This window comes from Rossellomorea oryzaecorticis (assembly GCF_045897515.1).
Classification (GTDB): Bacteria; Bacillota; Bacilli; order Bacillales; family Bacillaceae_B; genus Rossellomorea; species Rossellomorea enclensis.
On sequence record NZ_JBJOSA010000005.1, the window covers coordinates 138,824 to 162,084 of the forward strand.

General features: G+C 41.2%; 27 protein-coding genes. 11 read left to right on the forward strand and 16 right to left on the reverse strand.

The features are described from left to right. Positions 1-39: 39 nt before the first annotated feature. From glsA to ACKA06_RS08220, 5 genes are all read right to left on the reverse strand, one after another. Positions 40-993: a glutaminase A gene (glsA, locus tag ACKA06_RS08200; RefSeq protein ID WP_058298561.1), complete on the reverse strand. Its 954-nt coding sequence runs from the start codon at positions 991-993 to the stop codon at positions 40-42. A gap of 78 nt (positions 994-1,071) precedes the next feature. Continuing rightward, entirely contained in the window at positions 1,072-1,689 is a 618-nt protein-coding gene (locus tag ACKA06_RS08205) for an HAD family hydrolase (RefSeq protein WP_411159416.1), read from the reverse strand. Between the two features lie 15 nt (positions 1,690-1,704). After that, a complete protein-coding gene (locus ACKA06_RS08210; RefSeq protein ID WP_411159417.1) occupies positions 1,705-2,160 on the reverse strand; it encodes a GNAT family N-acetyltransferase in 456 nt (151 codons plus the stop codon). Further along, a complete protein-coding gene (locus ACKA06_RS08215; protein WP_411159418.1) occupies positions 2,157-2,588 on the reverse strand; it encodes a GNAT family N-acetyltransferase in 432 nt (143 codons plus the stop codon). The genes ACKA06_RS08210 and ACKA06_RS08215 overlap by 4 nt, the downstream gene beginning before the upstream one ends. A 40-nt stretch (positions 2,589-2,628) precedes the next feature. Then, positions 2,629-3,087, reverse strand: coding sequence for a GNAT family N-acetyltransferase (locus tag ACKA06_RS08220; RefSeq protein WP_411159419.1), 459 nt, complete (start codon positions 3,085-3,087; stop codon positions 2,629-2,631). A gap of 104 nt (positions 3,088-3,191) precedes the next feature. On the opposite strand from ACKA06_RS08220, the gene ACKA06_RS08225 reads away from it, so the two are divergent. Both ACKA06_RS08225 and ACKA06_RS08230 read left to right on the forward strand, forming a co-directional pair. Beyond that, positions 3,192-3,740 (forward strand): GNAT family N-acetyltransferase, encoded by a 549-nt coding sequence (locus tag ACKA06_RS08225; protein WP_064565672.1) that lies wholly within the window; start codon positions 3,192-3,194, stop codon positions 3,738-3,740. A 242-nt stretch (positions 3,741-3,982) separates the two neighbouring features. Next, entirely contained in the window at positions 3,983-4,177 is a 195-nt protein-coding gene (locus ACKA06_RS08230; protein WP_032088595.1) for a hypothetical protein, read from the forward strand. Between the two features lie 106 nt (positions 4,178-4,283). On the opposite strand, the gene ACKA06_RS08235 is transcribed toward ACKA06_RS08230, so the two are convergent. Beyond that, positions 4,284-4,775 (reverse strand): GyrI-like domain-containing protein, encoded by a 492-nt coding sequence (locus ACKA06_RS08235; RefSeq protein ID WP_214874107.1) that lies wholly within the window; start codon positions 4,773-4,775, stop codon positions 4,284-4,286. A gap of 520 nt (positions 4,776-5,295) precedes the next feature. On the opposite strand from ACKA06_RS08235, the gene ACKA06_RS08240 reads away from it, so the two are divergent. From ACKA06_RS08240 to ACKA06_RS08255, 4 genes are read left to right on the forward strand one after another with little or no spacing between them, the layout of a single operon-like run. After that, positions 5,296-5,535: a FeoA family protein gene (locus ACKA06_RS08240; protein WP_032088597.1), complete on the forward strand. Its 240-nt coding sequence runs from the start codon at positions 5,296-5,298 to the stop codon at positions 5,533-5,535. Beyond that, on the forward strand, positions 5,536-6,264 hold the full coding sequence (locus ACKA06_RS08245; protein WP_032088598.1) for a FeoB small GTPase domain-containing protein: 729 nt from the start codon (positions 5,536-5,538) through the stop codon (positions 6,262-6,264). Further along, positions 6,239-7,636, forward strand: coding sequence for a ferrous iron transporter B (locus tag ACKA06_RS08250; protein ID WP_197670876.1), 1,398 nt, complete (start codon positions 6,239-6,241; stop codon positions 7,634-7,636). Before ACKA06_RS08245 ends, ACKA06_RS08250 begins: the two co-directional genes overlap by 26 nt. Before the next feature lie 56 nt (positions 7,637-7,692). Next, on the forward strand, positions 7,693-8,016 hold the full coding sequence (locus ACKA06_RS08255; protein WP_032088725.1) for a YnfA family protein: 324 nt from the start codon (positions 7,693-7,695) through the stop codon (positions 8,014-8,016). 35 nt (positions 8,017-8,051) lie between these two features. Here ACKA06_RS08255 and ACKA06_RS08260 read toward each other — a convergent pair whose 3' ends face one another. The 4 genes from ACKA06_RS08260 to ACKA06_RS08275 all read right to left on the reverse strand — a co-directional run bounded on the left by ACKA06_RS08260 (position 8,052) and on the right by ACKA06_RS08275 (position 11,469). Beyond that, entirely contained in the window at positions 8,052-8,480 is a 429-nt protein-coding gene (locus ACKA06_RS08260) for a disulfide oxidoreductase (protein WP_032088600.1), read from the reverse strand. Then, on the reverse strand, positions 8,481-9,152 hold the full coding sequence (locus ACKA06_RS08265; RefSeq protein ID WP_411159420.1) for a DsbA family protein: 672 nt from the start codon (positions 9,150-9,152) through the stop codon (positions 8,481-8,483). It abuts the gene before it with no gap. A 184-nt stretch (positions 9,153-9,336) separates the two neighbouring features. Continuing rightward, the gene (locus ACKA06_RS08270) at positions 9,337-9,477 is read right to left on the reverse strand and encodes a hypothetical protein (protein WP_156416141.1); all 141 of its coding nucleotides are present in this window, start codon (positions 9,475-9,477) and stop codon (positions 9,337-9,339) included. 309 nt (positions 9,478-9,786) lie between these two features. Beyond that, positions 9,787-11,469, reverse strand: a complete 1,683-nt coding sequence (locus tag ACKA06_RS08275; RefSeq protein ID WP_214874104.1) for an acyl-CoA dehydrogenase family protein — start codon at positions 11,467-11,469, stop codon at positions 9,787-9,789. Between the two features lie 274 nt (positions 11,470-11,743). Here ACKA06_RS08275 and ACKA06_RS08280 point away from each other — a divergent pair, with 274 nt between their 5' ends. Both ACKA06_RS08280 and ACKA06_RS08285 read left to right on the forward strand, forming a co-directional pair. Continuing rightward, on the forward strand, positions 11,744-12,691 hold the full coding sequence (locus ACKA06_RS08280) for a nucleoside hydrolase (RefSeq protein WP_032088603.1): 948 nt from the start codon (positions 11,744-11,746) through the stop codon (positions 12,689-12,691). Between the two features lie 92 nt (positions 12,692-12,783). Then, positions 12,784-14,046, forward strand: coding sequence for a cytochrome P450 (locus tag ACKA06_RS08285; protein ID WP_411159421.1), 1,263 nt, complete (start codon positions 12,784-12,786; stop codon positions 14,044-14,046). 60 nt (positions 14,047-14,106) lie between these two features. Here ACKA06_RS08285 and ACKA06_RS08290 read toward each other — a convergent pair whose 3' ends face one another. The 4 genes from ACKA06_RS08290 to ACKA06_RS08305 form a co-directional block, all read right to left on the reverse strand. Further along, positions 14,107-14,649 carry a GNAT family N-acetyltransferase gene (locus ACKA06_RS08290; RefSeq protein WP_032088605.1) on the reverse strand — a complete coding sequence of 181 codons (543 nt, stop codon included), beginning with the start codon at positions 14,647-14,649 and terminating at the stop codon, positions 14,107-14,109. A gap of 36 nt (positions 14,650-14,685) precedes the next feature. After that, on the reverse strand, positions 14,686-15,858 hold the full coding sequence (locus ACKA06_RS08295; protein ID WP_032088726.1) for a TraB/GumN family protein: 1,173 nt from the start codon (positions 15,856-15,858) through the stop codon (positions 14,686-14,688). A 162-nt stretch (positions 15,859-16,020) separates the two neighbouring features. Beyond that, entirely contained in the window at positions 16,021-19,191 is a 3,171-nt protein-coding gene (locus ACKA06_RS08300) for a DEAD/DEAH box helicase (RefSeq protein WP_032088606.1), read from the reverse strand. A gap of 189 nt (positions 19,192-19,380) precedes the next feature. Continuing rightward, on the reverse strand, positions 19,381-19,806 hold the full coding sequence (locus ACKA06_RS08305) for a VOC family protein (RefSeq protein WP_032088607.1): 426 nt from the start codon (positions 19,804-19,806) through the stop codon (positions 19,381-19,383). A 222-nt stretch (positions 19,807-20,028) separates the two neighbouring features. Here ACKA06_RS08305 and ACKA06_RS08310 point away from each other — a divergent pair, with 222 nt between their 5' ends. Together ACKA06_RS08310 and ACKA06_RS08315 are read left to right on the forward strand one after the other, a co-directional pair. Beyond that, positions 20,029-20,460 carry a hypothetical protein gene (locus tag ACKA06_RS08310; protein WP_032088608.1) on the forward strand — a complete coding sequence of 144 codons (432 nt, stop codon included), beginning with the start codon at positions 20,029-20,031 and terminating at the stop codon, positions 20,458-20,460. A 109-nt stretch (positions 20,461-20,569) separates the two neighbouring features. Further along, positions 20,570-21,394, forward strand: coding sequence for an STAS domain-containing protein (locus ACKA06_RS08315; protein ID WP_052011616.1), 825 nt, complete (start codon positions 20,570-20,572; stop codon positions 21,392-21,394). 44 nt (positions 21,395-21,438) lie between these two features. Here the strand turns inward: ACKA06_RS08315 and ACKA06_RS08320 are convergent, their stop codons facing one another. Further along, complete coding sequence (locus ACKA06_RS08320) at positions 21,439-22,101, reverse strand: tubby C-terminal domain-like protein (RefSeq protein ID WP_032088609.1); 663 nt, start codon at positions 22,099-22,101, stop codon at positions 21,439-21,441. A gap of 194 nt (positions 22,102-22,295) precedes the next feature. Between ACKA06_RS08320 and ACKA06_RS08325 the strand changes: the two genes are divergently transcribed. Further along, on the forward strand, positions 22,296-22,820 hold the full coding sequence (locus ACKA06_RS08325) for a GNAT family N-acetyltransferase (protein WP_214874102.1): 525 nt from the start codon (positions 22,296-22,298) through the stop codon (positions 22,818-22,820). An 86-nt stretch (positions 22,821-22,906) separates the two neighbouring features. On the opposite strand, the gene ACKA06_RS08330 is transcribed toward ACKA06_RS08325, so the two are convergent. Beyond that, positions 22,907-23,221, reverse strand: coding sequence for a DUF3892 domain-containing protein (locus ACKA06_RS08330; protein ID WP_058298541.1), 315 nt, complete (start codon positions 23,219-23,221; stop codon positions 22,907-22,909). Between the last annotated feature and the right edge of the window lie 40 nt (positions 23,222-23,261).

Genomic DNA, 23,261 nt, shown 5'->3' on the forward strand with positions numbered 1-23,261 from the left:
AAAAGACTGTCATTTATAAATAGAACCTTAACTTTGCCTTTATACGATGGTACTATCGTGAAATATATTCAGTCTGAGTTTTTCTGACAGCATCCTCAGTACTTGTCCGCCTGCTACACTGTTTCCTTTTTTGTTTATGGAAGGGCCGATGATCCCAATCCCCATTCTCCCTGGAACTGCTCCAACGATACTTCCTGACACTCCGCTCTTTAATGGGAATCCAACATCAACTGCATAGGTTCCCGACTCATTATACATCCCCGAAGTAAGCATGATCGCTTTCACCGTTCGGACATGTCTGGATTGTATCAGCTGAGAACCTGTTGCACTGATTTTACCGTGATTAGCAAGGAAAAAACCAAGCTTTGCCAACGCAAGCGAATTTACGTCGATTGAGTTCACTCTGTAATAAAGATCCAGCGCTTCTTCGGCTTCTCTATTTGAAAGAACTCCTGTACTTTCCATGAAATAAGCAAGTGACCGATTCCTTGCACCGTTTTTTATTTCTGAGCGGTACACTTCTTCGTTGAGTTTTACTTTTTCATCATCCCCAGTAATCGTTTGCAGAAACGATAGTATCCTCTGAAAGCGCTCCTCAACCGTTGAGCCGTTGACAAGGCTCGCTGTGGCTATGGCTCCTGAATTAATGAATGGATTATACGGCCGGTGACCCTCATAATTTTCAAGATTGGATATTGAATTGAAGAAATCATCGGTCGGTTCCATGTCAACCTTTTGAAAGACAACTTCCTTCCCGAAGTCTTCCAGTGCCATCAATAAGATGATGACCTTGGAAATGCTTTGAAGTGAAAAGTTGCAATCATCCTCTCCGGCTGAATAAACGTCTCCTTCTTTCGTAATGATGGTAACCCCGAGATCGGTTGCATGTGACTGATCCAGCCCTGGGATATGATCGATAACTTCTCCTTGAGCAGTATATGGTCTGCAAGCCTTCACAACTTCTTCCATAAACCCATTCGATAACTTATCCAATGTCACTCCTCCTTCCTTTGCTGTTCTCATTTCATCTATTAATGGAGTTCCTGTGAATAGCCCAGGAAGTATCCGGAATTAAAAGATTTCAAGCAATTCTCCGAATGTATCGATCACATAATCATAATGGTCTACATTGCCGAAACCGTACCTGGCGTATACAAAAGGTATGCCTGCATGCATTGCAGCATTCCTGTCTCCTTCCGTATCCCCCACATAAAGGGGATGTTTCAAGTGATTGCGCTCAATGATCAGTTTAATATTCTCACCTTTTGAAAGACCTGTCCTTCCCGGATTTTCATAATCGATAAAGTGCTTTCCTAATTTGTGATAGTCATAAAATGCTTCAATATAACCATCCTGGCAATTACTAACGATATAAAGCTTGTATGTCTTAGCAAGCTCTTCCAGGACTTCTTCCACTTCGTCATAGAGGATGCCCCCTTTGTCACGCAGATGGCCGATTTCTACACCAGAGCAGGTCTTCATGAATCGGTCTCTTTCTTCTTCTTCCAGCTCGGGAAACAACTTCTTCCCTATTTCATGCATCTGCATTCCCATTGTTTCCTTCAAATGCTGTGAAGTCAGTTCATTGTCTACTTTATCATGTTCTTTAATGACTCTATTCCAAGACTCAACCACCGTCTCGCGGGGGTCCCATAACGTTCCGTCCAAATCGAATATGATACTGTCCATTTTTCATCCTCCAATTCACTTCAGCCTCTTTTTGAAAGTAGTAATTCGCAGCCCTTTTGTTATTTCCTTTTCAGCGACCTCTTTAAACCCGGCATTTTTATATAAATGAATGGCTGGTCTGTTTTTTGTGCCTGTTGATACAACCATGGCGTCCAATCCCTTGCATTCCTCTTCCAGATGATTCAGCAAGGCTTTTGAAATTCCTTTCCTGAAATGGCTGGGATGGACCATCATTCTGTGAATATCAACAATATTTTCCTCGCATTTGAAAGATGCGGCTCCGCATAACTGATTTTTTTCATAGAAACCAAAGAAGACTTCTCCGCACTTCTTGAGCGAGTTCACGTTATCTTTAAGCGGAGGCAGTTCACCATAACCGATTATGTCTGCTTCTATTTGATAAGATTCATATTGAAGATCCAGTACCTCTTTAGCAAGTGAAGGTATAGTGATATCTATTTTGACGATCACAAGTCTTTCTCTTTCCGCTTTTTGACATATATAATTTCGGGGTCACCTTTGTCAAGGTTATCGATAAACCCGCTTTTTTCATAGCCGAGTGATAGGAATAGATGATGCATGATGCTGTGTGACTTATTTGTGGAAGAAAAGATTTTATTTCCATCAGCCATTTCTTCAAATGCGGTGAAAAGTTCACGGGCGATACCTCTCTTCCGGCAATCTGGATGGACAATGACCAATGAGATAAACCAATGTTCAAAAAATTGGTTATTGGATAAAAGAAACCCTGCAGACTTTCCTTCTATTTTGCAAACAAGGCAACAGCGGTCATGAATGGATTTATCTATCAAAGCCGATCGATGATCGTTTCCAATCACTGCTTGATCAATATGTATTAAATCAAGTAAATCACTTTTATTAGCCAACTCTATATTCAAAGGATTCCTCCTTGGTCATTTTGGTATGTAACAGTTCATTTCATAGACCAGTAGACTTTTCATACACTTTAATAAAGTTTCCGCCGAGTCCATAGGCTTCTGATGAATGAAGCCAGTTATATCTTTTATAATAACCATCATGATCTGTGGCCAGATAGAGTTTTTTGTAGCCTTTTCTGCCCGCTTCCTTCAAAGCATATTGAAGGAATTGTGCCCCGAGTCCCCTGCCCCGCCATTCCGGATCGACATATAAACAGGCAATCCAAGGAGATAAGTCCTGCCGGCTATTGATATCGTTTCGAAGGATAGCGAACGTACCTATTATTGTTTCATCTTCCAGCGCAATATAAAACCTTGGAACCTCTTCATCTGTTTCACATGATCGATGCATACAGTCTTTATAAAAAAGGTAGCTCTCTTCACTTCCCCACTGCTTCCAGAAAGCGTCTACAGCTTCTTCAAATAAATCTTTCCGTTTACTCAATTCAAAAATATGCACGCTTGACCCCTCTTTTACCAAATCTTCTATTTTTATAATTATCCGAGAATTTTTTCAATTCATATAGTAAAATTATACAATATTAATTAATAGGGGTGAAGAAAATGTTCTTACATAAAATTGACGAAGAATTGGCATTGAAATTAGTGGACATGAATGATGCAGAAGAAATGTTTCAATTGGTGGACACAGCAAGAGAACACTTGAAGGAGTGGCTTGGCTGGCTGGATTACACCAAAAAAGCAGAGGATACAAAGGAGTTCATTCAAGGCTGCATGAGAAGCTATGCAGAAAATAAGAGCATGAACACTGTGATTTTATATAATGGGAAAATGGTCGGGACCGCTGGCTACAATTCAATTGATTGGTCCAATAGAACAGCCTATATTGGATACTGGCTCCACCAGGACTATCAAGGAAAAGGAATCATGACCAGAGTTGCAAAAGCATTAACGGATTATGCTTTTGACTATCACAAATTAAATAAAGTCGATATCAGGGCTGCTGCAGAAAATAAGAAAAGCAGAAGCATCCCTGAGAGATTGGGTTTTGCAGAAGAAGGAACCATCAGACAGGCGGAATGGCTGTATGATCACTACGTGGATCACGTCGTGTACGGAATGCTTAAAGATGAATGGAAAGGCTGCAGCTAACTAAAGTAAACAGATGCTGCATATTCCCCCTGTAAAAAAGGGCGCTCGTCCATACCAATTGGACAAAGATACATAGAATGTATTAAGTCGGGGTATTACCTTGGGCAAATACATGGAGTTAGGGGGAAATAATATGTGGTTTCCGTATTCTCAGGGCTGTGAAAGAGGCAGAAGAAAGCATAAATTCTGCAATTTCTGGGACAATTTGATGTTCATTCATTGCACTTGCTATGAGGACGATTATGACCATGATGACTGCAGAGACTCCAGAAGAAAAGAAGCCGTGGAACAAAAATGTTTTAAAATCAAAGATGCACATTCCTGCAGCTGTCATAAAAATAGCGATCAACATGAATGGAAGAAATGCGGATGTAAAAAAGATCACCATAAATGTGAATGCAAAAAAGATCACCATCACGACAGCTGTGGATGTATGAAGTCTCGCAAATGTAATTGTCATAAACAACATGAACATCACGGTAAGAAATGCAGCTGCGGCAGATGATCAAAAAACCCATCCGGAAAGGATGGGTTTTTTGATGCTTATTTTTTCGTTAAAGGTATTAATATATCAAAGTGTGGATCCTTTAAGTCCCTTTTATACGGATATCGTTCATGTTTGATCGGCAAATCATCATAGTACTTCGTCCCGGCTTCAGTAAAAGGAGTATATTCGCCGTTCTCTTTCATCCAATGATAGATTGCAGTGTATGTATGACCGATGTCTTTGCCTTTTGGATGATGGACGCAAAAATAAGTCATGGGACTGACGTTGATCTCTTCCATCCCTGCTGGAATCTCTTGCTCAGGACTAACTTCATACACAGAATAATGTACGAATCCATCGGGGCGCAAGTGATATGACAAACCTAATTGTTCCTTTGGATTTACCGCATGCTCCAACTCAGAAACCCTATTGCTCATTTTTTGGATCATTTCCTTCAAACCAGCCACTTCTGAGTAAGCGCCTTCCCATTTTAGTCCGATGGCCCGATACCCAGGCAGATCTGTGACTTTGTAATCTAACTTCTCCATATATCCCCCTCCTTATAAAGTGTCAGTATAATAAATTCTACAGCATGAAGCTAATTCCTTTAATCTATGATTTTATTCTTCTTCCTACATCCAAGCGCGATTGAAAAAGAAAGCCCATAGCAGAGGGCTTTCTTTTTCAATGTTTTTGAGAAAACTCATTTTCATTCAATTTTTCCAATTCCTTTTTTGATTTATGTTTGAAGAAGAAAACAACGAATAATGCAGGTACGGATAATATGACGTATCCCAATAGCAGATTTAAAATCCCCCTCGACCTCCCCTTTTTTATAACCATTGTAACCCTTTCCGCCTTCATTTCAAATAGGAAGTTCTGTGTTCGCAGATACAACCGTGTTTAAGCAGTTTCATCGTAATGATAAACAAGTCGATATTAAAAAAGTACAAGCAGTCTTCCAAATATCCATTGACAAAACCTTTCTAGAGACATACGATAAAGAAAAAGTTGCACAAAGGAAACAATCATAACCTTATAAAAAATATGTGAGGGAGCGGAAAAATAATGTCTGCACACAAATACAAATTATGCCAGCTCCAAGAAGGCATGTCCGTACAGATCATATCTATGGATTTGACCGGGATCATGAGAAGGCGCCTGCTGGATTTAGGCTTTGTCCCCGGTAATGTTGTGACGGTTGTAAACAAGAGCCCTTTAGGTGATCCGATTGCATTCAGGGTCAGTGGCACAGTAATAGCTTTGCGAAAAGAAGAGAGCTCGAATATATATGGGGAGATGGTATAAATGAACGGGAAAAAATACCGGATTGCATTAGCAGGAAATCCAAACACCGGGAAGTCCACATTATTCAATCAACTCACAGGACTTAGACAACATACAGGAAATTGGCCTGGGAAAACCGTGGCTCAATCAAAGGGATACTTTGAACATAAAAATGAAGAGTTCGAAATCATTGATTTGCCTGGTACGTATTCACTCATTGCCAACTCTATGGATGAAGAAATAGCCAGGAACTATATAGCCTTTGAGCAGCCTGATGTGACAGTCGTCGTTCTGGATGCCACTTCTTTAGAGAGAAACTTGAATATTGCCCTTCAGGTGCTGGAAATAACAGATAAAGCAGTAATATGTCTGAACCTCATTGATGAAGCTGCCAAAAAAGGGATTGAAATCAGCGAAGCGAAGCTGCAAAAAAAGCTGGGCGTGCCTGTTGTGAAAATCTCTGCACGGAACAAAGTCGGAATAAGCAGCTTATTAGATGCTGTTCTTAGTGTGGTTAAAGGCTTATTGCCTCTTTCCCCTTACAAACTGGAGTATAGTTCTGAAATTGAAGAAAGGATAGAAGCACTTATTCCGGACATTCAATCCATATATGGTTCTCATCTGCCGGCCAGATGGATTGCATTGCGTTTACTGGAAGGTGATGAGCGGATCATCGATGAGTTAAATGTCAAACTGTTAAATGAAAAAAAAGGGGGTCAAAGTTATGAGTTCGCTTCCGGGGAATACTGATCGAAGTCAATTCTTAAGAAAAAAAGCAATTGAACTTTCCACTGCTTCACTGCGGGATGACATTGTGACCAGTGCATTCTCTCAGTCAAAAACACTCTGCAATGAAACTGTTTCTATAAAGGATCAGAACAAGTTATTACAAACTGAAAAACTTGATAAAATATTCACATCTAAAATATGGGGATTCCCGATCATGCTTTCCATGCTTGCTGTCGTCATTTACTTAACGATAGCGGGTGCAAACATCCCTTCTTCCATGCTGGCGTCTTTTTTTGGCTGGCTTGAAGGGTATCTGACACTTGGGTTTAACGCCATCCATGCACCGGATTGGCTGCATGGTATCTTGGTGCTCGGCCTTTACAGGGGAACTTCCTGGGTAATCAGCGTCATGCTTCCGCCAATGGCAATCTTCTTCCCTATGTTTGCTATCTTAGAGAATTACGGCTACTTGCCGAGGGTAGCGTTCAACATGGATCGGTTATTTAAGAGATCCGGGGCTCATGGTAAACAATCCCTGACAATGGCGATGGGATTCGGATGTAATGCTGCCGCGATCATGTCAACTAGAATCATAGAATCTCCCCGTGAAAGGATGCTTGCGATTCTGACCAATAATTTTGTCCCATGCAACGGCAGGTGGCCGACGCTTATACTGCTCGCATCGATCTTCATGGCTGCAGGATTTACGGGGGCAGCCGGTACGCTGGTAACGGCTGCAGTCGTTGTAGGCATGGTTGTTTTCGGCATCATAGTCACCCTGGCTGTTTCCTGGACCCTGTCGAAGACGGCCTTGAAAGGAGTTCCTACTCATTATACGCTTGAACTCCCTCCTTACCGGAGACCGGACTTCATTAATACAATCGTCAGGGCAACATTGGATAAATCGGTTTTCGTTCTAAAAAGGGCGATTGTGATCGCTGCCCCTGCAGGTGTCTTGACGTGGGTACTTGCAAATATCATAATTGGTGATACAAGTATATTGATGCACATTGTCAACTTTTTAGATCCGTTTGCACAACAGCTGGGGCTGGATGGTTTCATTTTGATGGCTTTCATACTTGGATTACCTGCAAATGAAATCGTCCTTCCCATTTTATTGATGGGTTACCTATCAACGGGGGCCATGATCGAAGTAGAAGACCTGGATTCATTAAAGCAAATCTTTATCGATCAAGGATGGACTTGGATCACTGCATTAAATATGATGCTATTTTCACTTCTTCATTTTCCTTGCGGTACGACACTTATCAACATATTCAAGGAAACAAAAAGTAAGAAATGGACTTTCCTTGCTTTTGCCATCCCTACTGGTTTGGCGATTGCCATTACCTTTACCATTGCCCAGCTGGCAAAAGTGTTCGGGTGGGGCTGACTTAAACGGGGACATTTCACTGCCTTCCCCCTTCTGCATTGAAAGGAAGTGAAAAAATGATATCCGCAATTGTATTATTCATCATTGCAGGTCTCGCAGAAATTGGCGGCGGTTATCTGGTCTGGCTGTGGCTTAGAGAGAGTGCATCACCATGGTATGGTGTATTTGGCAGTTTGATTCTGGTGCTTTACGGCGTCATACCCACCCTTCAGAACTTCCCTACTTTCGGAAGAGTGTATGCAGCCTACGGCGGGGTGTTCATCGTCCTTGCAATTCTATGGGGATGGTGGGTTGATAAAAACACACCTGATATGTATGATTTCATAGGTGCAGCGATTTGCATGATCGGAGTATCCATCATCTTATGGGCTCCCCGATAAAGAAAAGCTGAAGTTTAGTAAACTTCAGCTTTTCTTTATTTTTTGTTATTCGTCCAGCATAACGTTACGATCGTAATCAAAGTGAACGCGGTCATTGCCAGGAATGGTATTGTGATAAATCCCAGCCAATTGATATATTCCGAATTGCATGGAACTCCGCTTGCACATGGCTTGATTCCGCCAAATCCTGGTATTTTCTGCTCCATATAATGAAAGACTGAAATGATTCCTCCAGTGATTGACATCGGGAGTACTATCTGTTTTAATGCTGCGTCATTTTTAAAAGTCGCTACCCCGAGTATCAACGTCAACGGATACATAAAGATCCGCTGATACCAGCATAGTTCACACGGTATGAAACCCTTCACTTCACTGAAATAAAGACTCCCCAACGTTGCAATGATGGACACAAGCCAGGCAGCATACATGAACAGCTGGGTTTTATCAGTTTTATTCCTGTCCATTTACTTCTGACCTTCTTCGATAAGTGTTTTAATCCGTTCATAGTCATATGGATCCTCTAGTTTTGTACCATTGATTATGATCGTCGGGGTTTGTTCAATGTTAAATTCCTGTACCAGATTTTTATCAATATTTAGCTCTTCTTCATTTGCTTCATTTTCAATATCCTTTTTCAATTGTCCAATATCCATATTTGTTGTTTTTTCTGCAACCTCGGTCAGCTTGTCCACCGTTACCCATGCTGCGTCGTGATTATCGCCCTCAGGCTGTTCTTTATACAATTCCTTCTGGAAATCCCAATAAGATTCAGGATCGTTTTTGAATACTGATTCTGCAGCCAGTGCTGCAAGTATCGATTCTTCACCATGGAATAGTACATTCACATAAGTTAAATTTGCCTTACCCGTATCAATGAAATCGCTTTTCACCTTTGGATAAATTTGATCGCCCCATGCTTTGCAGGCAGGGCATTTGAAATCCCCGAACTCCACAATCGATACCGGGGCATCTTCTTCACCAAGTGTCGGCTGCCCTTCAGTCGGCGGATGAGATTCAAGAGCTTCATCCTTAGGCTGCGCTTTATTGTTCAACATAACTATAGCTGCCAACAGAACGGCAACCAATAATGTAATGATGACCAAGTATTTCATTGGCGATGCTTTTTTGTTACTCATTATGTTTTCCCCCATTTGATTTTCAATTTAATTTACACTATCATAACATGTTTTAGTGATGTATCAGGCTGAAAAATGCACAGAAATTCGACAAAACGGCCACTTTTCATCATGTATTTAGGGAAAACTCACAACAAGGCCCGCCCCCACATATTTTCTGGGAGACGGGCCTTGATCTTGCTATTCAATATTCAATTTCATCGTAATCTTTCGGCTGGGGCTGCGCGGCCTGTTGGATATCCTCGTTATTGGAGATATTTTCAATTGTCTGCATATCGCCTTTTTCTTTTAAGGGCAGGTCTTTATTTTGCTTTTCTTCTTTCATGAGGGTGCATCTCCTTTCCACTATGCTAGGAATAATATGTGCAGGGAATCATTAAAACATCCACTTTTATTTGTTTTTATATGGTGATTCTTAAATTACTCCGGTCATAATCACACTCTATCGTCCATTCAAGTATGAAACCGCATGAATTGGTAACCCTTTAAATAGGATAAAATTCCCTGGAGGTGAGCCCATGATAAATAAAAGCTGCACATGTGAACGATGCAAATGTCAGACAAAAAAAGAATGTGACTGCCCATGCTGTTGTGAGAAATAAAAAATTCCCGGTCTACACGGGAATTTTTTATTTTATACTTTCACGTTCATACCTATTATTTCTTCAAAGTATTTAAGTGATTTCATTTCTGAGTCAAGCCACTCATTGGTTTTCCACGTATGATCAATGAATACCTCCGCAATCATTCTCCTTCGGCCATCACCATATAGAGCTGCATCCCCAAGGGCCACAACGCTTTCAAAAATTTTGACCATCAATTCAGCTATCCGCTTACTATGATAGGTTTGGGTTTCATCATCGGAACCAGCTACTTTGGCCGCCAACGACTCCAATATAGTCAACCCGTTGAGGACCTTTTCGATTGACGCACTGTACTTCTTGGGAAGTCGATCAAGCTCCTGTTTCATTTGGTTTACAAATAGTTCATGTACACGGTTTTTCTTCATCAAGCGAAGGACTTCAAGGCCGAGTATATTTGCCGTCCCTTCCCAGACGGTAAGTACTTGGGCATCCCTCAACAAACGCGGAAGAACGAAATCTTCAATATATCCATTTCCTCCATGCATTTCAATCGCTTCATGTGAAAAGTGAATTGCCTGCTCGGCAGTTTCTTTTTTCAAAATAGCAATGTACAGCCTTGTAAGGGCAGCCTCATTCTCTGTAGTTGGTATTTCTTCACTTGAGACCCGGTCATACATTTCAATCAGTCTGAAAACTGCACTTGTTTCAACTTCCTGTTTAGCGGCAAGGTTTACAAGTGTCTCCCTGATCATTGGATATTGGGAAAGCTTCTCTCCGAACGCTTCGCGGTGAAATGCATAATTTCTCGCTTCCATATATCCTCTTCTCATGATCCCGATTGATGCAACCGCGTTGCAGACTCTTGATAGATTTAAAGCTTCCATCATATAATAAATTCCTTTGTTTGGTTCTCCCACAAGGAATGCCTTTGCCCCGTCGAATTCAATTTCTGCAGAAGGAACTGCACGAACCCCTAATTTGTCTTTCAGTCGGCGGACATGGATACCATTTAAAGTCCCGTCTGTATTTCTCCATGGAACGGCGAACAAACTGAGTCCTTTGGTGCCTTTTCCGGCACCATCTATCCTTGCAAGAACCATCGCGACTCCGCACATGCCTGAATTGGAGGCAAAATACTTTTCTCCAAACAGTTCAAAATCAGATCCATTTTTAACAGCACGAACGGCATTAGCTCCTACATCAGATCCCCCCTGCCTCTCTGTCAGGAACGTCGCACCTTCATAAAGCTCCACTTCCCCGGTTGAAAGTACATGCTTCATGAATATCCCTTTCACATCTTCAGAGGCGTATTTATCAAGAAGAAGTGCCGTGGCCATCGTTAATGTGACGGGACAATAAAACCCCGGTTCTGATTGAGATAGAAGATATCCCTGTGCAAATGAATAGAGAAAATTCCCTTTTCTCCCGAGAGCAGGGATCTCTTTGTGGATATACGCCACAATCCCTTTATTGTACGTATCCCGGACCGTTTTTTTATACCCTTCATTTACCCAGACCTCAGATACTTCTTCACCAAAGCGATTATATTTAATCAGCTTTGGCTGTCCTTCCCGGTCCGTATGAACGGCACGTTCATCAATTTCATCTGCACACATTTCCCCGAAATCAGACAGCTCTTTTTCTGCCCATTGAAGGAAGTCTCCTTTAAGGGAGCGGCGGATCAATTGCTGAAAATGGGGATCTTCAAGATAAAAATTTTCAATTTTCTTCATGGTTTCACCTCACTTAATTCTTCACACAGTATCATGGGGAATCCTTCTTTCAGGAAGACTTTGCAGACAGGAATGCGGATTGATCTTCATGCTATATTTTACCCTATTTTTTAGAATTTTTAGATAGTTATATTTTAACACTCATGATGATTGAAAGTTGAATTTCTTTTAAAAACTTTTATTTTTCATTTTCATATCTTAAACACTTGATACCTGAACGCACGGGACAACATCCGGCTTCCATATAATGTGAAAAACTGTGGGGTGCGTCTTTATGAAAAAGAAAATCCTGCTTTTTGCAGATGTTGGGGTCGATGACATAGTTGCGCTTATTTATGGATACTTAAGTGATGATATCGAACTTGTAGGAGTGGTCGCAGATTATGGCAACGTGCCCAGAACACGCGCCATCCAGACGGCGAATTACTTGATGACGTATGTACCGGAAGATAAAAAATTCCCGATAATAGGAGGAGCGGAAATACCGATGACCGCGCAGGAACCGACTTATTATCCTGAAATCCATGGGGAGTACGGACTCGGTCCGATCATTCCTGACAAATTGGTGGACACGACTGAGAATTTTTTTGAAATTGTGAACATCATCCAGCAATATGATGGAGAGCTCACGATAGTAAACGTCGGCAGATTGACCTCACTTGCTACAATGTATATTCTGTATCCGGGCCTTATGGATACAGTGAAAGATGTCTATGTAATGGGCGGGGCTTTCTGGGTGCCAGGGAATGTAACAGCTGTCTCTGAAGCAAACTTTTATTCGGACCCGGTAGCTGCAAGACTTGTCATGAACTATGGCAATAATTTAACGATCATCCCCCTTAACGTGACCGACTATTCAATTGTGACACCGGAAATGGTGGATTATATCGACTCCAAAGGCCGGACAGAACTTTTAAAACCTTTGCTCGACTACTACTACGCTTTCTACAAGAAACGGAATCCGGACATTCAGGGTAGTCCCGTACACGATGCCATCACTTTGATGGCCCCTTTATTCGAAGACATGTTCACCTTCAAAGAACTTCCTGTATTCATCGTGACGACTGAGGGGCGTGTAAATCAAGGACAAAGTATCACAGACATAAGACCTTATATAAAATTCGGGGAAGATGCCAAAAAGCATCGAATCGCATTTGGATTTGATTATAAAAAATTTTACAGCAGGTTTATGTCCGTAATGACTGGTGAAGTGTTTGAATGATTCATGCACCCAACACATCTTCTCCATATGGGTTTCTACTCTCCGATTTCCGGGAATGTTATATATTAACTGATTGGAAGGAGGACGTTTCGATGAACATTAAAATACCGAAGGATCGGGGAATGGACAGGACGCTTTCCATTTTTAAGGATGGTTATGAGTTTATTCAAAAACGAGTACAGAATCATCATCTGGATGTATTTGAAACCCGCGTACTAGGAAAAAAAACTGCCCTTTTAAGCGGGGAGGAAGGTGCAAGGCTCTTTTATGACCGGGAACGAATGAAACGGAGCGGGGCCATGCCTTCCCATATCCTTAAAAGTCTGTTTGGAGAAGGGGGTGTTCAAGGTTTGGACGGTGCAGTTCATGAGCACCGAAAACTGCTGTTCATGAACTTAATGACTCCTTCAAGGCTGCACGATTTACATACCATTACCACCAAGCTGTGGAAACACACAGCCGATAATTGGGTAAGCAAACGAAAGATTGTTCTCTTTGATGAAACACTCTTACTCCTTACAAGAGCAGGGTGTGAATGGGCGGGCATCCCTCTTTCAGACAAGGAGGCACCTAAACGTGCAAAAGAACTGAATTTATTAATCGAGGGTGCTTCAAAAGTGGGACCAAAGTATTTATCAAGTGTTTCTGCACGTAAACACCTTGAAGAATGGCTGATGAAGATGATTGAAAACGTGCGTGCAGGGAATCAGTTGGCAGCTGAAGGAAGGGCTCTACACGAAATTGCCACTCATCATGACATCAACGGGCCTCCACTTCAGGCAAAAACGGCTGCAGTAGAACTTTTGAACATCATTCGCCCATTAGTCGCCGTTTCCAGGTACATTGTTTTTGGAGCGTGTGCAATGCAGGAACACCCTGAGTCCAAGATAAAGATCTCCGAAAATGAAGGCTATCTTGAAAATTTCATTCAAGAAGTCCGCCGTTTCTACCCTTTCTTTCCATTTTTGGCTGCAAGAGCGAAAAATGACTTTACCTGGCAGGGATATTCATTCAAGGAAGGGCAGCTGGTCATGCTTGATCTTTACGGAACGAATCATGACCCCAGGCTTTGGGAAAGTCCGGATAAATTTATGCCTGACCGTTTCATTAACTATGTAGGCAGTCAATATGACCTCATTCCACAAGGAGGCGGGGACCATTATAAAAACCATCGCTGTCCGGGAGAATGGCCCACGATAGAAGTAATGAATGCAAGCTTTAAATTCCTGGCAAGTGGTATTTCGTATTCATTTCCTAAACAAGATATATCATACAGCCTACGGGAAATACCCTCCCTCCCTAAAAGTGGATTTGTGATGAAAAACATCCGAATTAACAAGTCTCCTGTAAAGTAAACAGAGTAGTCTCTGATGGCCCGGTCGAAACAGACCTTTTAGAGACTGCCCAATACTATTTTATCTATTGCGAGAGCAGTCTTCCCTCAAAATCCCAAATAGATTTATATCCTCATATTTTCCGGATATGAGCCGGTCTTGTTTTAAGATACCCTCTTTAAATAACCCTGCTTTCTTCAATACAGCAATGGAACCTTTATTCCTTAAAAGGACTGACGCCCAGACCTTATTTAATTCAAGGTCCTCAAATCCAAACGAGATCATCCTCTTCACGGCTTCAGTCGCAAATCCCCTACCCCAATAGGGCCTGCCTATCCAATAACCAAGCTCTCCCTTGAAATGTTCTTTATTCACCCGGAGAGTAATCGTTCCGATTAAGTCGTTTGACTTTTTCTCTACGATTGCAAGTGGATATTCGGTCCCAAGCTGAATCAACTCCGGCTGAATTTCAATCCAGTCAATAGCATGTTCTTGCAAATATGGTTGAGGAAGCCCGATGATGCCTGCAACCTCTTTATTGTTGGCAAGATTTTGTATTGCTGCTGCGTCCGCTTTTGAAAAGGGCCGTAGCACGAGTCGTTGTGAATGAAGGGTCTGTATCATCGCTATCCCCCTTTAAACATGTATTTTATAATGAAATCATAGGTTTTCAAAAAATAATCGAATGACGTCCGCTCCTCCGATAAAGGTCCCCAATGAACTGCCGAGGTTAGCTAGTACTACAATCAATAATACACGGGTCACTTTATTTGACCAGAATCCCTTTATACTCAAGACATCTTCCGACAACCGGTCAAAATCCGCCACATTCGGGCGTTTGAAGTAAGCCTGTACCGCCCCTGCAAACCAGCCTGCAGCAAGCAAAGGGTTCAGCGAGGTGATCGGAGCCGCGACAAAAGCGGTCAATATCGCCAGTGGATGACCGAAAGCTATTGCCACCCCAAGTGCAGAGAAACCTCCATTCCATAAAATCCAGCTTATCGATTGCTGTAAACCTGCATCGGGATTGGAGATGAAGGTGTAAGCAATCAGTGCAAGTATAAAAATTGGAATCCCCCACCCTATGATTTTGGGAAGCTTGGATTTTGGCGGCCGTTCATTAAGTTGTTCAAGATCATGCTCTTTCTTGATTTCCTCTTTAATCCCCGGGACATGTGCTGCCCCTAAAACCGCCACTATTTTCTCGCCCGGCGCATCTTTTATCTTTTGAGACAGGTATTGATCTCGTTCATCAATTAAAGGTTTCTTTAAACGGGGGAATGTTTCTGTAAATTCGTTCAGCATCCCTTCCAGCATATCTTTCGATTTAAGCTTTTCAAGCTCTTCCTCTGAAATACTGTCATTGCTGAATATGCTGTAAATGATCTGCATGAGTAATTTTGATTTTCCGGTAAACCCGACATTGCTCCATATCCGGGAAAACGTCACTTGGATATTCCTATCTGCAAGAACAAGCTCCGCACCGGTCTCCTTGGCTGATTGGATTCCCTGGATCATTTCCTGCCCGGCTTGAATTCCCAGCTGCTTAGCCATCCTTTTTTGAAAAGAAGATATCGCAAGGTTCATTAATAAAAATGTCGCTTTCCGGTCCTTAATCACTTTGAAAATATCTGTTTCTTTCCACTTATCGCCTTCCATGATCGATTGATATCTTTGTTCATCCAATTCAACACACACAGAATCGGGCTGTTCCCGTTCAATGACTTCCTTTACTTGTTCAGCACTTTTTTTTGAAACGTGCGCTGTACCGATCAATATGTATTCTTTACCGTCTATGTTTAATCTTGTAATATTCTTTTCTTCAACTTCCATAGCCATCGGGTCCCTTCCTTTACAGGATAATAATCATTATTTTACCATTTTACTATGTATTTGCCTGTAAACGTTAGAAATATTTTATGTGCAGCTGTTGATCTCCATGAAAGGCTTTGCCCATCACGAACCTGTCCCCCTTTTCAACAGCTGCGATCCTTATTAAATCATCAATATCTCTCTGATATCACGTTCACTCAGCAGATTTCCTTTTTTCTCTGCAGGATCGATGACTTCTTCTATAAGATTCCGCTTCATGTCCTGCAATTCATTCATCTTCTCTTCAATTGTCCCCCTTGCAACCAGTTTGATTACTTGGACCACATTCTCCTGCCCCATACGGTGAGCACGGTCTGCGGCCTGCTCTTCTACTGCGGGGTTCCACCAAGTATCGTAAAGGATTACAGTGTCGGCACTATGAAGGTTAAGTCCGGTACCTCCTGCTTTTAAGGAGACAAGGAATATATCCCTTTCCCCGATATTGTAACGATTACATAAGTTCAGGCGTTCTTCAGAAGGAGTTTCACCATCAAGATAAAAAAATGGTGTGCTTCTTTCCGCGAGTTTCCTGCCAATCAATTGAAGCATTTTGGTGAATTGAGAAAAAATCAGCACCCTTCTGCCTGATTCCATAGACTCATCCAATAATTCCATAAGCATCTCCATTTTAGCAGAACTTCCTTCATATCCATCGACAAACAATGCAGGATGGCAGCATATCTGTCTCAATCGTGTGATTCCAGCAAGGATTTTAATCTTATTTTTTCTAAAAGTATCTTTATCCAGATGTTTGAGTGTGTCATGACGGAGTTTTGCCAAGTATGCAGCATATAGTTTCTTCTGCTCGGGAAGTAATTCGACTGTTTCTCTTGTTTCTAGTTTATCTGGAAGCTCCTCCAGAACTTCTTCTTTCATTCTACGAAGCATGAAAGGCTGGACCCTGCGTGCAATCGTTTTATTAGTGAGCTGGCTGTAATCCTTCAAACCCAGGAACAGTTGCGGAAACACTACATGGAAAATCGACCATAGATCTTCAATTGAATTCTCGACCGGAGTCCCGGTAAGGGCGAATCGATGAACGGCCTGGACTTTCTTGACAGCCCGGGCTGTTTGAGTCAGAGGGTTTTTAAAAGCTTGTGCTTCATCATAAAACACAACTGAAAATTTCTGTTCTTCAAACCATCGGATATCCCTCCGCAGAATTGAATAGGAGGTAATGACGACATCCACCTCTTGAATGGTTGACTGTAATTTCTTTCTGTTGTTTTTGCTTCCGTCTAAAACCAATGTATTTGTTTCGGGAGAAAATTTCATCATCTCACTCAGCCAATTATATGTGAGCGATGAAGGACAAACAATCAGTGCGGGTACTTCATCCTTTCTGGATTCTTCTAAAATTGATTGAATGAATGCAATGCTCTGGATCGTCTTCCCGAGCCCCATATCGTCAGCAAGGATGCCCCCAAACCCAAAATGAGCAAGGGTTTTCATCCATGTGTATCCTTTCTTCTGGTAATCTCTGAGTACATCATTCAGGGTTTCAGGTACATCAAACTCCAAGCTTCCGGGTTTATGCAGAGTATCAAGGAACTCACGGAATGATTTCTCCATCTTGAACCCTTCACTTCCATCTACAGTATCAATCAACTCAATGCACTGAGCCATTGGAAGTTCCAGTCCATCTGACAAAGAAGCAGGATGTATTTCTGCTCTTTCCAGGAAACGACGGATTTCCTGAGTTTCTTTTGTGTCCAAGGACATTAATCTGCCGTCACGCAGACGAAAATATTTCCTTTTTTCTTCCAGGGAGGATAGCAAGTCACGTATATCAGTTTCGGGTATACCATCCATTTGGAATTTGAATTCAAGCCAGTTAGTCCGCTCTTTACTTACCCTAATCCTGATTTGCGGCTTCATGTTCCCCCGGAAAATCCTATTCCTGACAGCCGTGGTGGCATACACACTCGTGAGTCTTTGTAGCTTTGGCAGTTGATAGTACAGAAAATCAAATTCCAGTTCTTCATTTTGAATAAGATAGCCGCCATCCGTCTGTGCAAATGAACTTTCCTCCATGATAGCCAAAATCCTCTTTTCCTTCTCGGTGTCCCGGATGACCAGTGAACCGGTTGCAAGGTCTTTTTCTTCTAAAGGATTAATAATGATATGATCATATTGAAATTCAAGACCGGCAAGCAGTTTATTATGCACCCTGTCCAGATAGAGTTTTGCTGTCAGGGGAGTTTTAAAGTACTGTTCAGTCAGAGATTTGGATATCCTTACTTGACCAAGGTTTTTCAGATGCGGTGCCACTTTTTCCAAGAAAAAACCGATTTTGTCTTTCGGGATGTTTATTTCCTTTTGGCCTGACGCATTCAACATTGTTTGCAATTCAGTAAGCCTTCTGAAGTCAGTATCATTCAGGGGGTAGAGTATCCCATCATACAGTACCGAATTGTACGGGGATAATAAGATTATACCTTTAAGCCCGGTGATACTTAATGTGTACCGATCTTCCTGCCATACATCAAAGACAAAAATCAAAGGCAGCGGTGAGGTGGATTTTTGAAACCTGAAAAACTCCTTTTCCCGATGTTCGATGGTCACTGTCACTTTGTCCAAAACGGTAAGAATTTTTTCGAATGAAGAGGGAGGAAGGATCAATATCTCTTTGACAATCTCAACCTCACCCTTGAGTTTGTCTCTATATATTCGCTCATCATCCAGAGTTTTAATTAATTCGCTTACAACTGCATCTGCTTCTCTTGGCAAACAGTGATTATGAGGTGAATAAGTGAAGTTGTTGTTTATTTTAAACGAGATGCCTTCTTTCAAAGCTTTTAAGAATCCCCTGATGTCATCGACAGGATGTTGGTTCATTACAATTTTCGCACCCAACAAACTCTGCCCTTCCACCATTGAAACAGGCAGAAGAATGAAATCCATATTTGTTGCCTCTCTTGTTTCAAAGTGAAGCATTTCAGCTCTTGAACGACTTTCTTTCTGACCGTTAAAAAGAGACAAAAAGTCATCAGTTAATTCCTTCCCGGATGAAGCCTGGGAGTCGTGAATTGCTATCAATACAGCTGCGGTATGCTGACATGAAAGATTATAGGATGCAAGTTTCGGGCAGCTGCAATCAGTTGCCAATTCACCCACAGCGTCTTTGAATATGGTTACTTCGAACGTTTCGGCACCTTTTACTATAGCTTTGCAAAGATTTGATTCATGTTTTAAGATGGTAACCTTATTGGTACGGACGTAAGCTTCTCCACTTTTATAAGACACAGTCCCGCACATATCCTGAATGATTTTGGGATTAAGCTTGAAATTCATAGTAATCTCCTTCTAAATGCTGAATTACGGGTATTGGATAGGTTGATTGTAACATATTTGAGGAATTAAGCAGTTTGGGGAACAGAGAATAGTAAACGAAAGAGCCAGCCTCCATGGTGAACAGAGAATGGCCCTTTCAGGATTATGTATGGCTCTAAGGAGGATCCTTGTAAGGGTGACGATTAAAGATTATTTTTCTTCACCAGTATAAATTTGGAAGGGAACTCCGAATTTGTCAATCACGGACCCATATAGCGGGCTGAAAAATGTCTTTTGAAGCGGCATTGTTACTTCGCCTTCATGCTTTAACCCCTCAAATATTTTTTGTGAAATTTCAGCATTACTCGTAGTAATACACAAAGTCACTTGGCTTCCCATTGAATGAGGCTGCCCCGGGAACGTATCGCTCAACATGATCTCCGATTCCCCGATCTTGATTGTCGCGTGCATGATACGGACTTTTGCCTCTGCTGGAAGTGGATGTTCAGGATCTTCAGGGCTCTCACCGAAGGTCTGGGAGTAAAGAATTTCAGCATCCAAAGCTTCTTTATAAAAATTGATTGCTTCGCCGGCGTCTCCGTCCATCACCAAGTATGGAAAAACTTGTACATTCATTTTAACATCTCCTAATTTAAAATATTTTTATTCCTGTACTCCATTAAAGTACTGTGCTCATTCGTGACATCACCCATTACATGATAATCATAGCAGACAGAACAAATGTTCGCAATAAGATTATGCAATTATTTTACAATATTCTATATTGTTACAATGTTCTATCAATAGTCCCTTCTTAATAGGTATAACTAAGTCAATCTATACCTGGGGGTCTGGTTCATGTTTGGATCTGTCGAAGTGATTCCATTAAATATTATAGTCAGCAATGAAGATGTACTTAGTGCTTCTCATACTTCCAGCCGTCTGAAGGCAGGAAAAGTAATTAAAATCAGCTTTTTGTTAAATAAGCATTCCTCTGCCATCACATATGATATTGATGGAGGATTCAAGACATATGTAAATGTAGAGGACTGTGCGTCCCTTACATCCATTGAAAGGCAGTGCCTGTTTTATGATACGATGTTTGATTTAGAAGATGATGTCCAGATAGAAATCGCAGGTTTGAAGCGGAATGCAGAAGTTGTTTCCATCGAAATCAATTGGAATGGAGGTCAGTATATTGTCAGTTACGGAGCAAGGGACCGGACAGAAACAGTTTATTACGGTATCCCTGAAAAAACATTGAAGAAGTGGAATACAGTTAATTCATAAGCTGTCAGCTGTATATTAACCTATCTGCCTGGTAAAGAAGTGCTGACTAAAGACGAAATGATCATTTTGTGTTACCATATTTTAAAAAGCCGGCAGGAGGAATGCTTTTGTGTCAGTAAATATGGAGAATACAAAAATGAATGATATCGCCCAATCCATCCTTAAACTTAAAGATGAAATGGTGGGTCAGAGAGCGATTGATAATAAGGATAACTACTCAAATGCTATCAGCAGGGAAATGACAGAATGGCGTCATAACCTTATCAATATATATGCAAAATCAATCACTGAGTCTCTTGATGAATCCTATGAGCATTTAAATGAATGGGGAGAACAGGCAGTGAATCTTTTAATAGATTTAGATCTTCCTTTGGATATTGCAATAGAAGAAATCAGGAATTACAGAGATAGAATAGGGAAAATCATCAGCGAAGAAGCTGAAAAAAAGCAGCTCTCGTATAATGAATTTTATAATGTCCTTTCGCGTTTTAATTCTGTTGTCGATCGGGCAGTTCACTGGCTCAGCATTTCTTTTAGCAAAAAATACTATTCAAGAATCTATGCAGCCGAATCAGTTGCGTTGGAACTTTCGGTGCCTGTAATCAAGGTCACCGATACAATCGGGATCCTTCCTTTGGTCGGTGACATTGATACAAAACGGGCTCACGAATTAATGGACAAGGCCCTTATAAAAGGGTCCGAACTTGGACTTGATCATATCATCCTGGATTTATCAGGAGTACCGATCATTGATACAATGGTTGCAGACCGGATTTTCAAAGTGATCGACGCCCTGGGTCTTTCCGGCATCAATGCGATTTTGACAGGCATCCGCCCCGAAATTGCCCAAACTATGATCAATCTGGGGATTAACATTTCAACAATACCAATCTATTCAAGTCTTCACATCGCTATGAAGGAATTGCAGGAATAGTGACTGATAGAGTGAGAGCCAGCAGAGTGGTTCTCACTCTTTTATTAATCATAATACTTTATGATCTCAAACATGACTGCAAGCATTGTGAGTGGCAGCCCGCCCTCTTTTGAGTCGATAAATACTTTTCTAGGCGGAAACTTTCGTTGGAAAGTGATTAAAGCACACTCTCTGTTTTCATTATGAAACCTTATCACCCCGTCTTTGAGGTCACTTGAGACTGTGATTAATTCACCTTTAATAGGGAATGACAAGTCAATGTGCCTTCTTCTTTTTGAATAATTACTTATTTTAAATCTATCCTTGACTCCATCTTTTATGACTTCAGCTTCCCAGCTGCTCTGAAGGAATTTCTCACCGCTTTTTATGTTTTTGACGGTTATTACAAGCCTCTCATCATGATTCTTGCCAATCAGTTTAATATGATGCCGAGGTGAAAAAAAGGCAAATATCTGCTGAAGCCTGGTGCTGAAGATCCGTTGTACGGATCCTGCATAATTCGTTTTGACATCAATGATTTCAGCAGGTTTTTTCGAATTCCTGAAACGATTTTCATAGAAAATGGCCTTATCCGCAATCTTCCCGTCTCCCCCTGTTTTTAAGCCTTTCTCTGCCCTTGTCACCCAATATCCTATTGCTACAAATACTATAAATACAATAATGACCATGAGGTAAAACCATGATGGTACAAATCCTGATGAGTACATTGATGAATCCTCCCTCTCTTTCTATCAAGGCGGCCCTCTCTTTACATCGATAAAAAACTTGATAATGTATTGGATGATTTTAAAAGCCTGAGTGAAGTATTTAAGTGGTACTTTTAAATTGATACCAATTAAAATAAATCTCGTATAAAATAATCTTATACTATTCCAACATGTTAATGTAAGGAGTGAGAAAAGTGAACTTAATCTATGAAGTTTTGCCGGAGGATAATGTTGACTGCCTGCGGGAGAGCTGCAATGAACTGATGAAATTCCAACAATCAGCCGCTTCAATCAGACCTGAGCTATTCAATGAAATGAGTTTTGAGACGCGACTGATTCCATCTATTGAAAAAGCCATACATAATTTCATCGTAGTCGTTAAAGATGCAGACCGTATTGTAGGATATGTTTATTCCAATATCTCACCGAAGGAAACCTACTCCAACGAATTTGCCACTTTCTTTGATATGGCAACTGTCAGAAAACCTAATGTAGGATGCCTATCGCAGTTTTATATTAAAGAAGAATATAGAAAATATGGCATCGACTCGAAGCTATTTGGTATGTCAATGGATTGGCTGAATCAATTCAATGAAGTTAATGATGTTTTCATCTTTGTTTCTAACGGAAATGTGGATGCACTTGAGTTTTATAAAAGAAAAGGATTTACAGTCAGCCACGAAATCCTCGGAGGATTCATTACAGTGCTGAGAAATTAATCTATCTTAAACAACATTTACTTTCCCAATCTGGACATGATAATTAATGAAAGTGGAGCCTTATTTACAAGACTCCACTTCTCATGTTAAAAATGTGGAAGATTATTTAGATTATTTTCTTCAATTCCATCCGGTTCACTACGGATGATATCCCTTCCGTACCTGTGAAAGACATCTAGATGGGCAAGCTTCCCTGTCTTTGCTTCCTCCAGAGCAGTCAGGTAATCAAGTTCCCGTCCGCTTTCTGTTTTAAAAGCGATAATATCATCGTCCCCATTTTTACGTATGGCTACGATCTTTTCAGCACCTGGCTGACCAGGTTGTGCTGATTCTTGTTGAAGATGATTTGCGCCTTCCTGCTTGTACTGTTCATAAATTTGTTCAAAATTTTCTTTTTCCAACAATAACACCTCCCGAACATACGTTTAGTATGGGCGGGAG

What these genes read in the sequence shown, in the direction of transcription:
- ACKA06_RS08205 (WP_411159416.1), bottom strand. Translation starts at nt 1,689, where the DNA reads ATGGACAGTATCATATTCGATTTGGACGGAACGTTATGGGACCCCCGC.
- ACKA06_RS08225 (WP_064565672.1), top strand. Translation starts at nt 3,192, where the DNA reads ATGTTCTTACATAAAATTGACGAAGAATTGGCATTGAAATTAGTGGAC.
- ACKA06_RS08230 (WP_032088595.1), top strand. Translation starts at nt 3,983, where the DNA reads ATGACCATGATGACTGCAGAGACTCCAGAAGAAAAGAAGCCGTGGAAC.
- ACKA06_RS08235 (WP_214874107.1), bottom strand. Translation starts at nt 4,775, where the DNA reads ATGGAGAAGTTAGATTACAAAGTCACAGATCTGCCTGGGTATCGGGCC.
- ACKA06_RS08240 (WP_032088597.1), top strand. Translation starts at nt 5,296, where the DNA reads ATGTCTGCACACAAATACAAATTATGCCAGCTCCAAGAAGGCATGTCC.
- ACKA06_RS08245 (WP_032088598.1), top strand. Translation starts at nt 5,536, where the DNA reads ATGAACGGGAAAAAATACCGGATTGCATTAGCAGGAAATCCAAACACC.
- ACKA06_RS08250 (WP_197670876.1), top strand. Translation starts at nt 6,239, where the DNA reads ATGAGTTCGCTTCCGGGGAATACTGATCGAAGTCAATTCTTAAGAAAA.
- ACKA06_RS08255 (WP_032088725.1), top strand. Translation starts at nt 7,693, where the DNA reads ATGATATCCGCAATTGTATTATTCATCATTGCAGGTCTCGCAGAAATT.
- ACKA06_RS08260 (WP_032088600.1), bottom strand. Translation starts at nt 8,480, where the DNA reads ATGGACAGGAATAAAACTGATAAAACCCAGCTGTTCATGTATGCTGCC.
- ACKA06_RS08265 (WP_411159420.1), bottom strand. Translation starts at nt 9,152, where the DNA reads ATGAGTAACAAAAAAGCATCGCCAATGAAATACTTGGTCATCATTACA.
- ACKA06_RS08270 (WP_156416141.1), bottom strand. Translation starts at nt 9,477, where the DNA reads ATGAAAGAAGAAAAGCAAAATAAAGACCTGCCCTTAAAAGAAAAAGGC.
- ACKA06_RS08275 (WP_214874104.1), bottom strand. Translation starts at nt 11,469, where the DNA reads ATGAAGAAAATTGAAAATTTTTATCTTGAAGATCCCCATTTTCAGCAA.
- ACKA06_RS08280 (WP_032088603.1), top strand. Translation starts at nt 11,744, where the DNA reads ATGAAAAAGAAAATCCTGCTTTTTGCAGATGTTGGGGTCGATGACATA.
- ACKA06_RS08285 (WP_411159421.1), top strand. Translation starts at nt 12,784, where the DNA reads ATGAACATTAAAATACCGAAGGATCGGGGAATGGACAGGACGCTTTCC.
- ACKA06_RS08290 (WP_032088605.1), bottom strand. Translation starts at nt 14,649, where the DNA reads ATGATACAGACCCTTCATTCACAACGACTCGTGCTACGGCCCTTTTCA.
- ACKA06_RS08295 (WP_032088726.1), bottom strand. Translation starts at nt 15,858, where the DNA reads ATGGAAGTTGAAGAAAAGAATATTACAAGATTAAACATAGACGGTAAA.
- ACKA06_RS08300 (WP_032088606.1), bottom strand. Translation starts at nt 19,191, where the DNA reads ATGAATTTCAAGCTTAATCCCAAAATCATTCAGGATATGTGCGGGACT.
- ACKA06_RS08305 (WP_032088607.1), bottom strand. Translation starts at nt 19,806, where the DNA reads ATGAATGTACAAGTTTTTCCATACTTGGTGATGGACGGAGACGCCGGC.
- ACKA06_RS08310 (WP_032088608.1), top strand. Translation starts at nt 20,029, where the DNA reads ATGTTTGGATCTGTCGAAGTGATTCCATTAAATATTATAGTCAGCAAT.
- ACKA06_RS08320 (WP_032088609.1), bottom strand. Translation starts at nt 22,101, where the DNA reads ATGTACTCATCAGGATTTGTACCATCATGGTTTTACCTCATGGTCATT.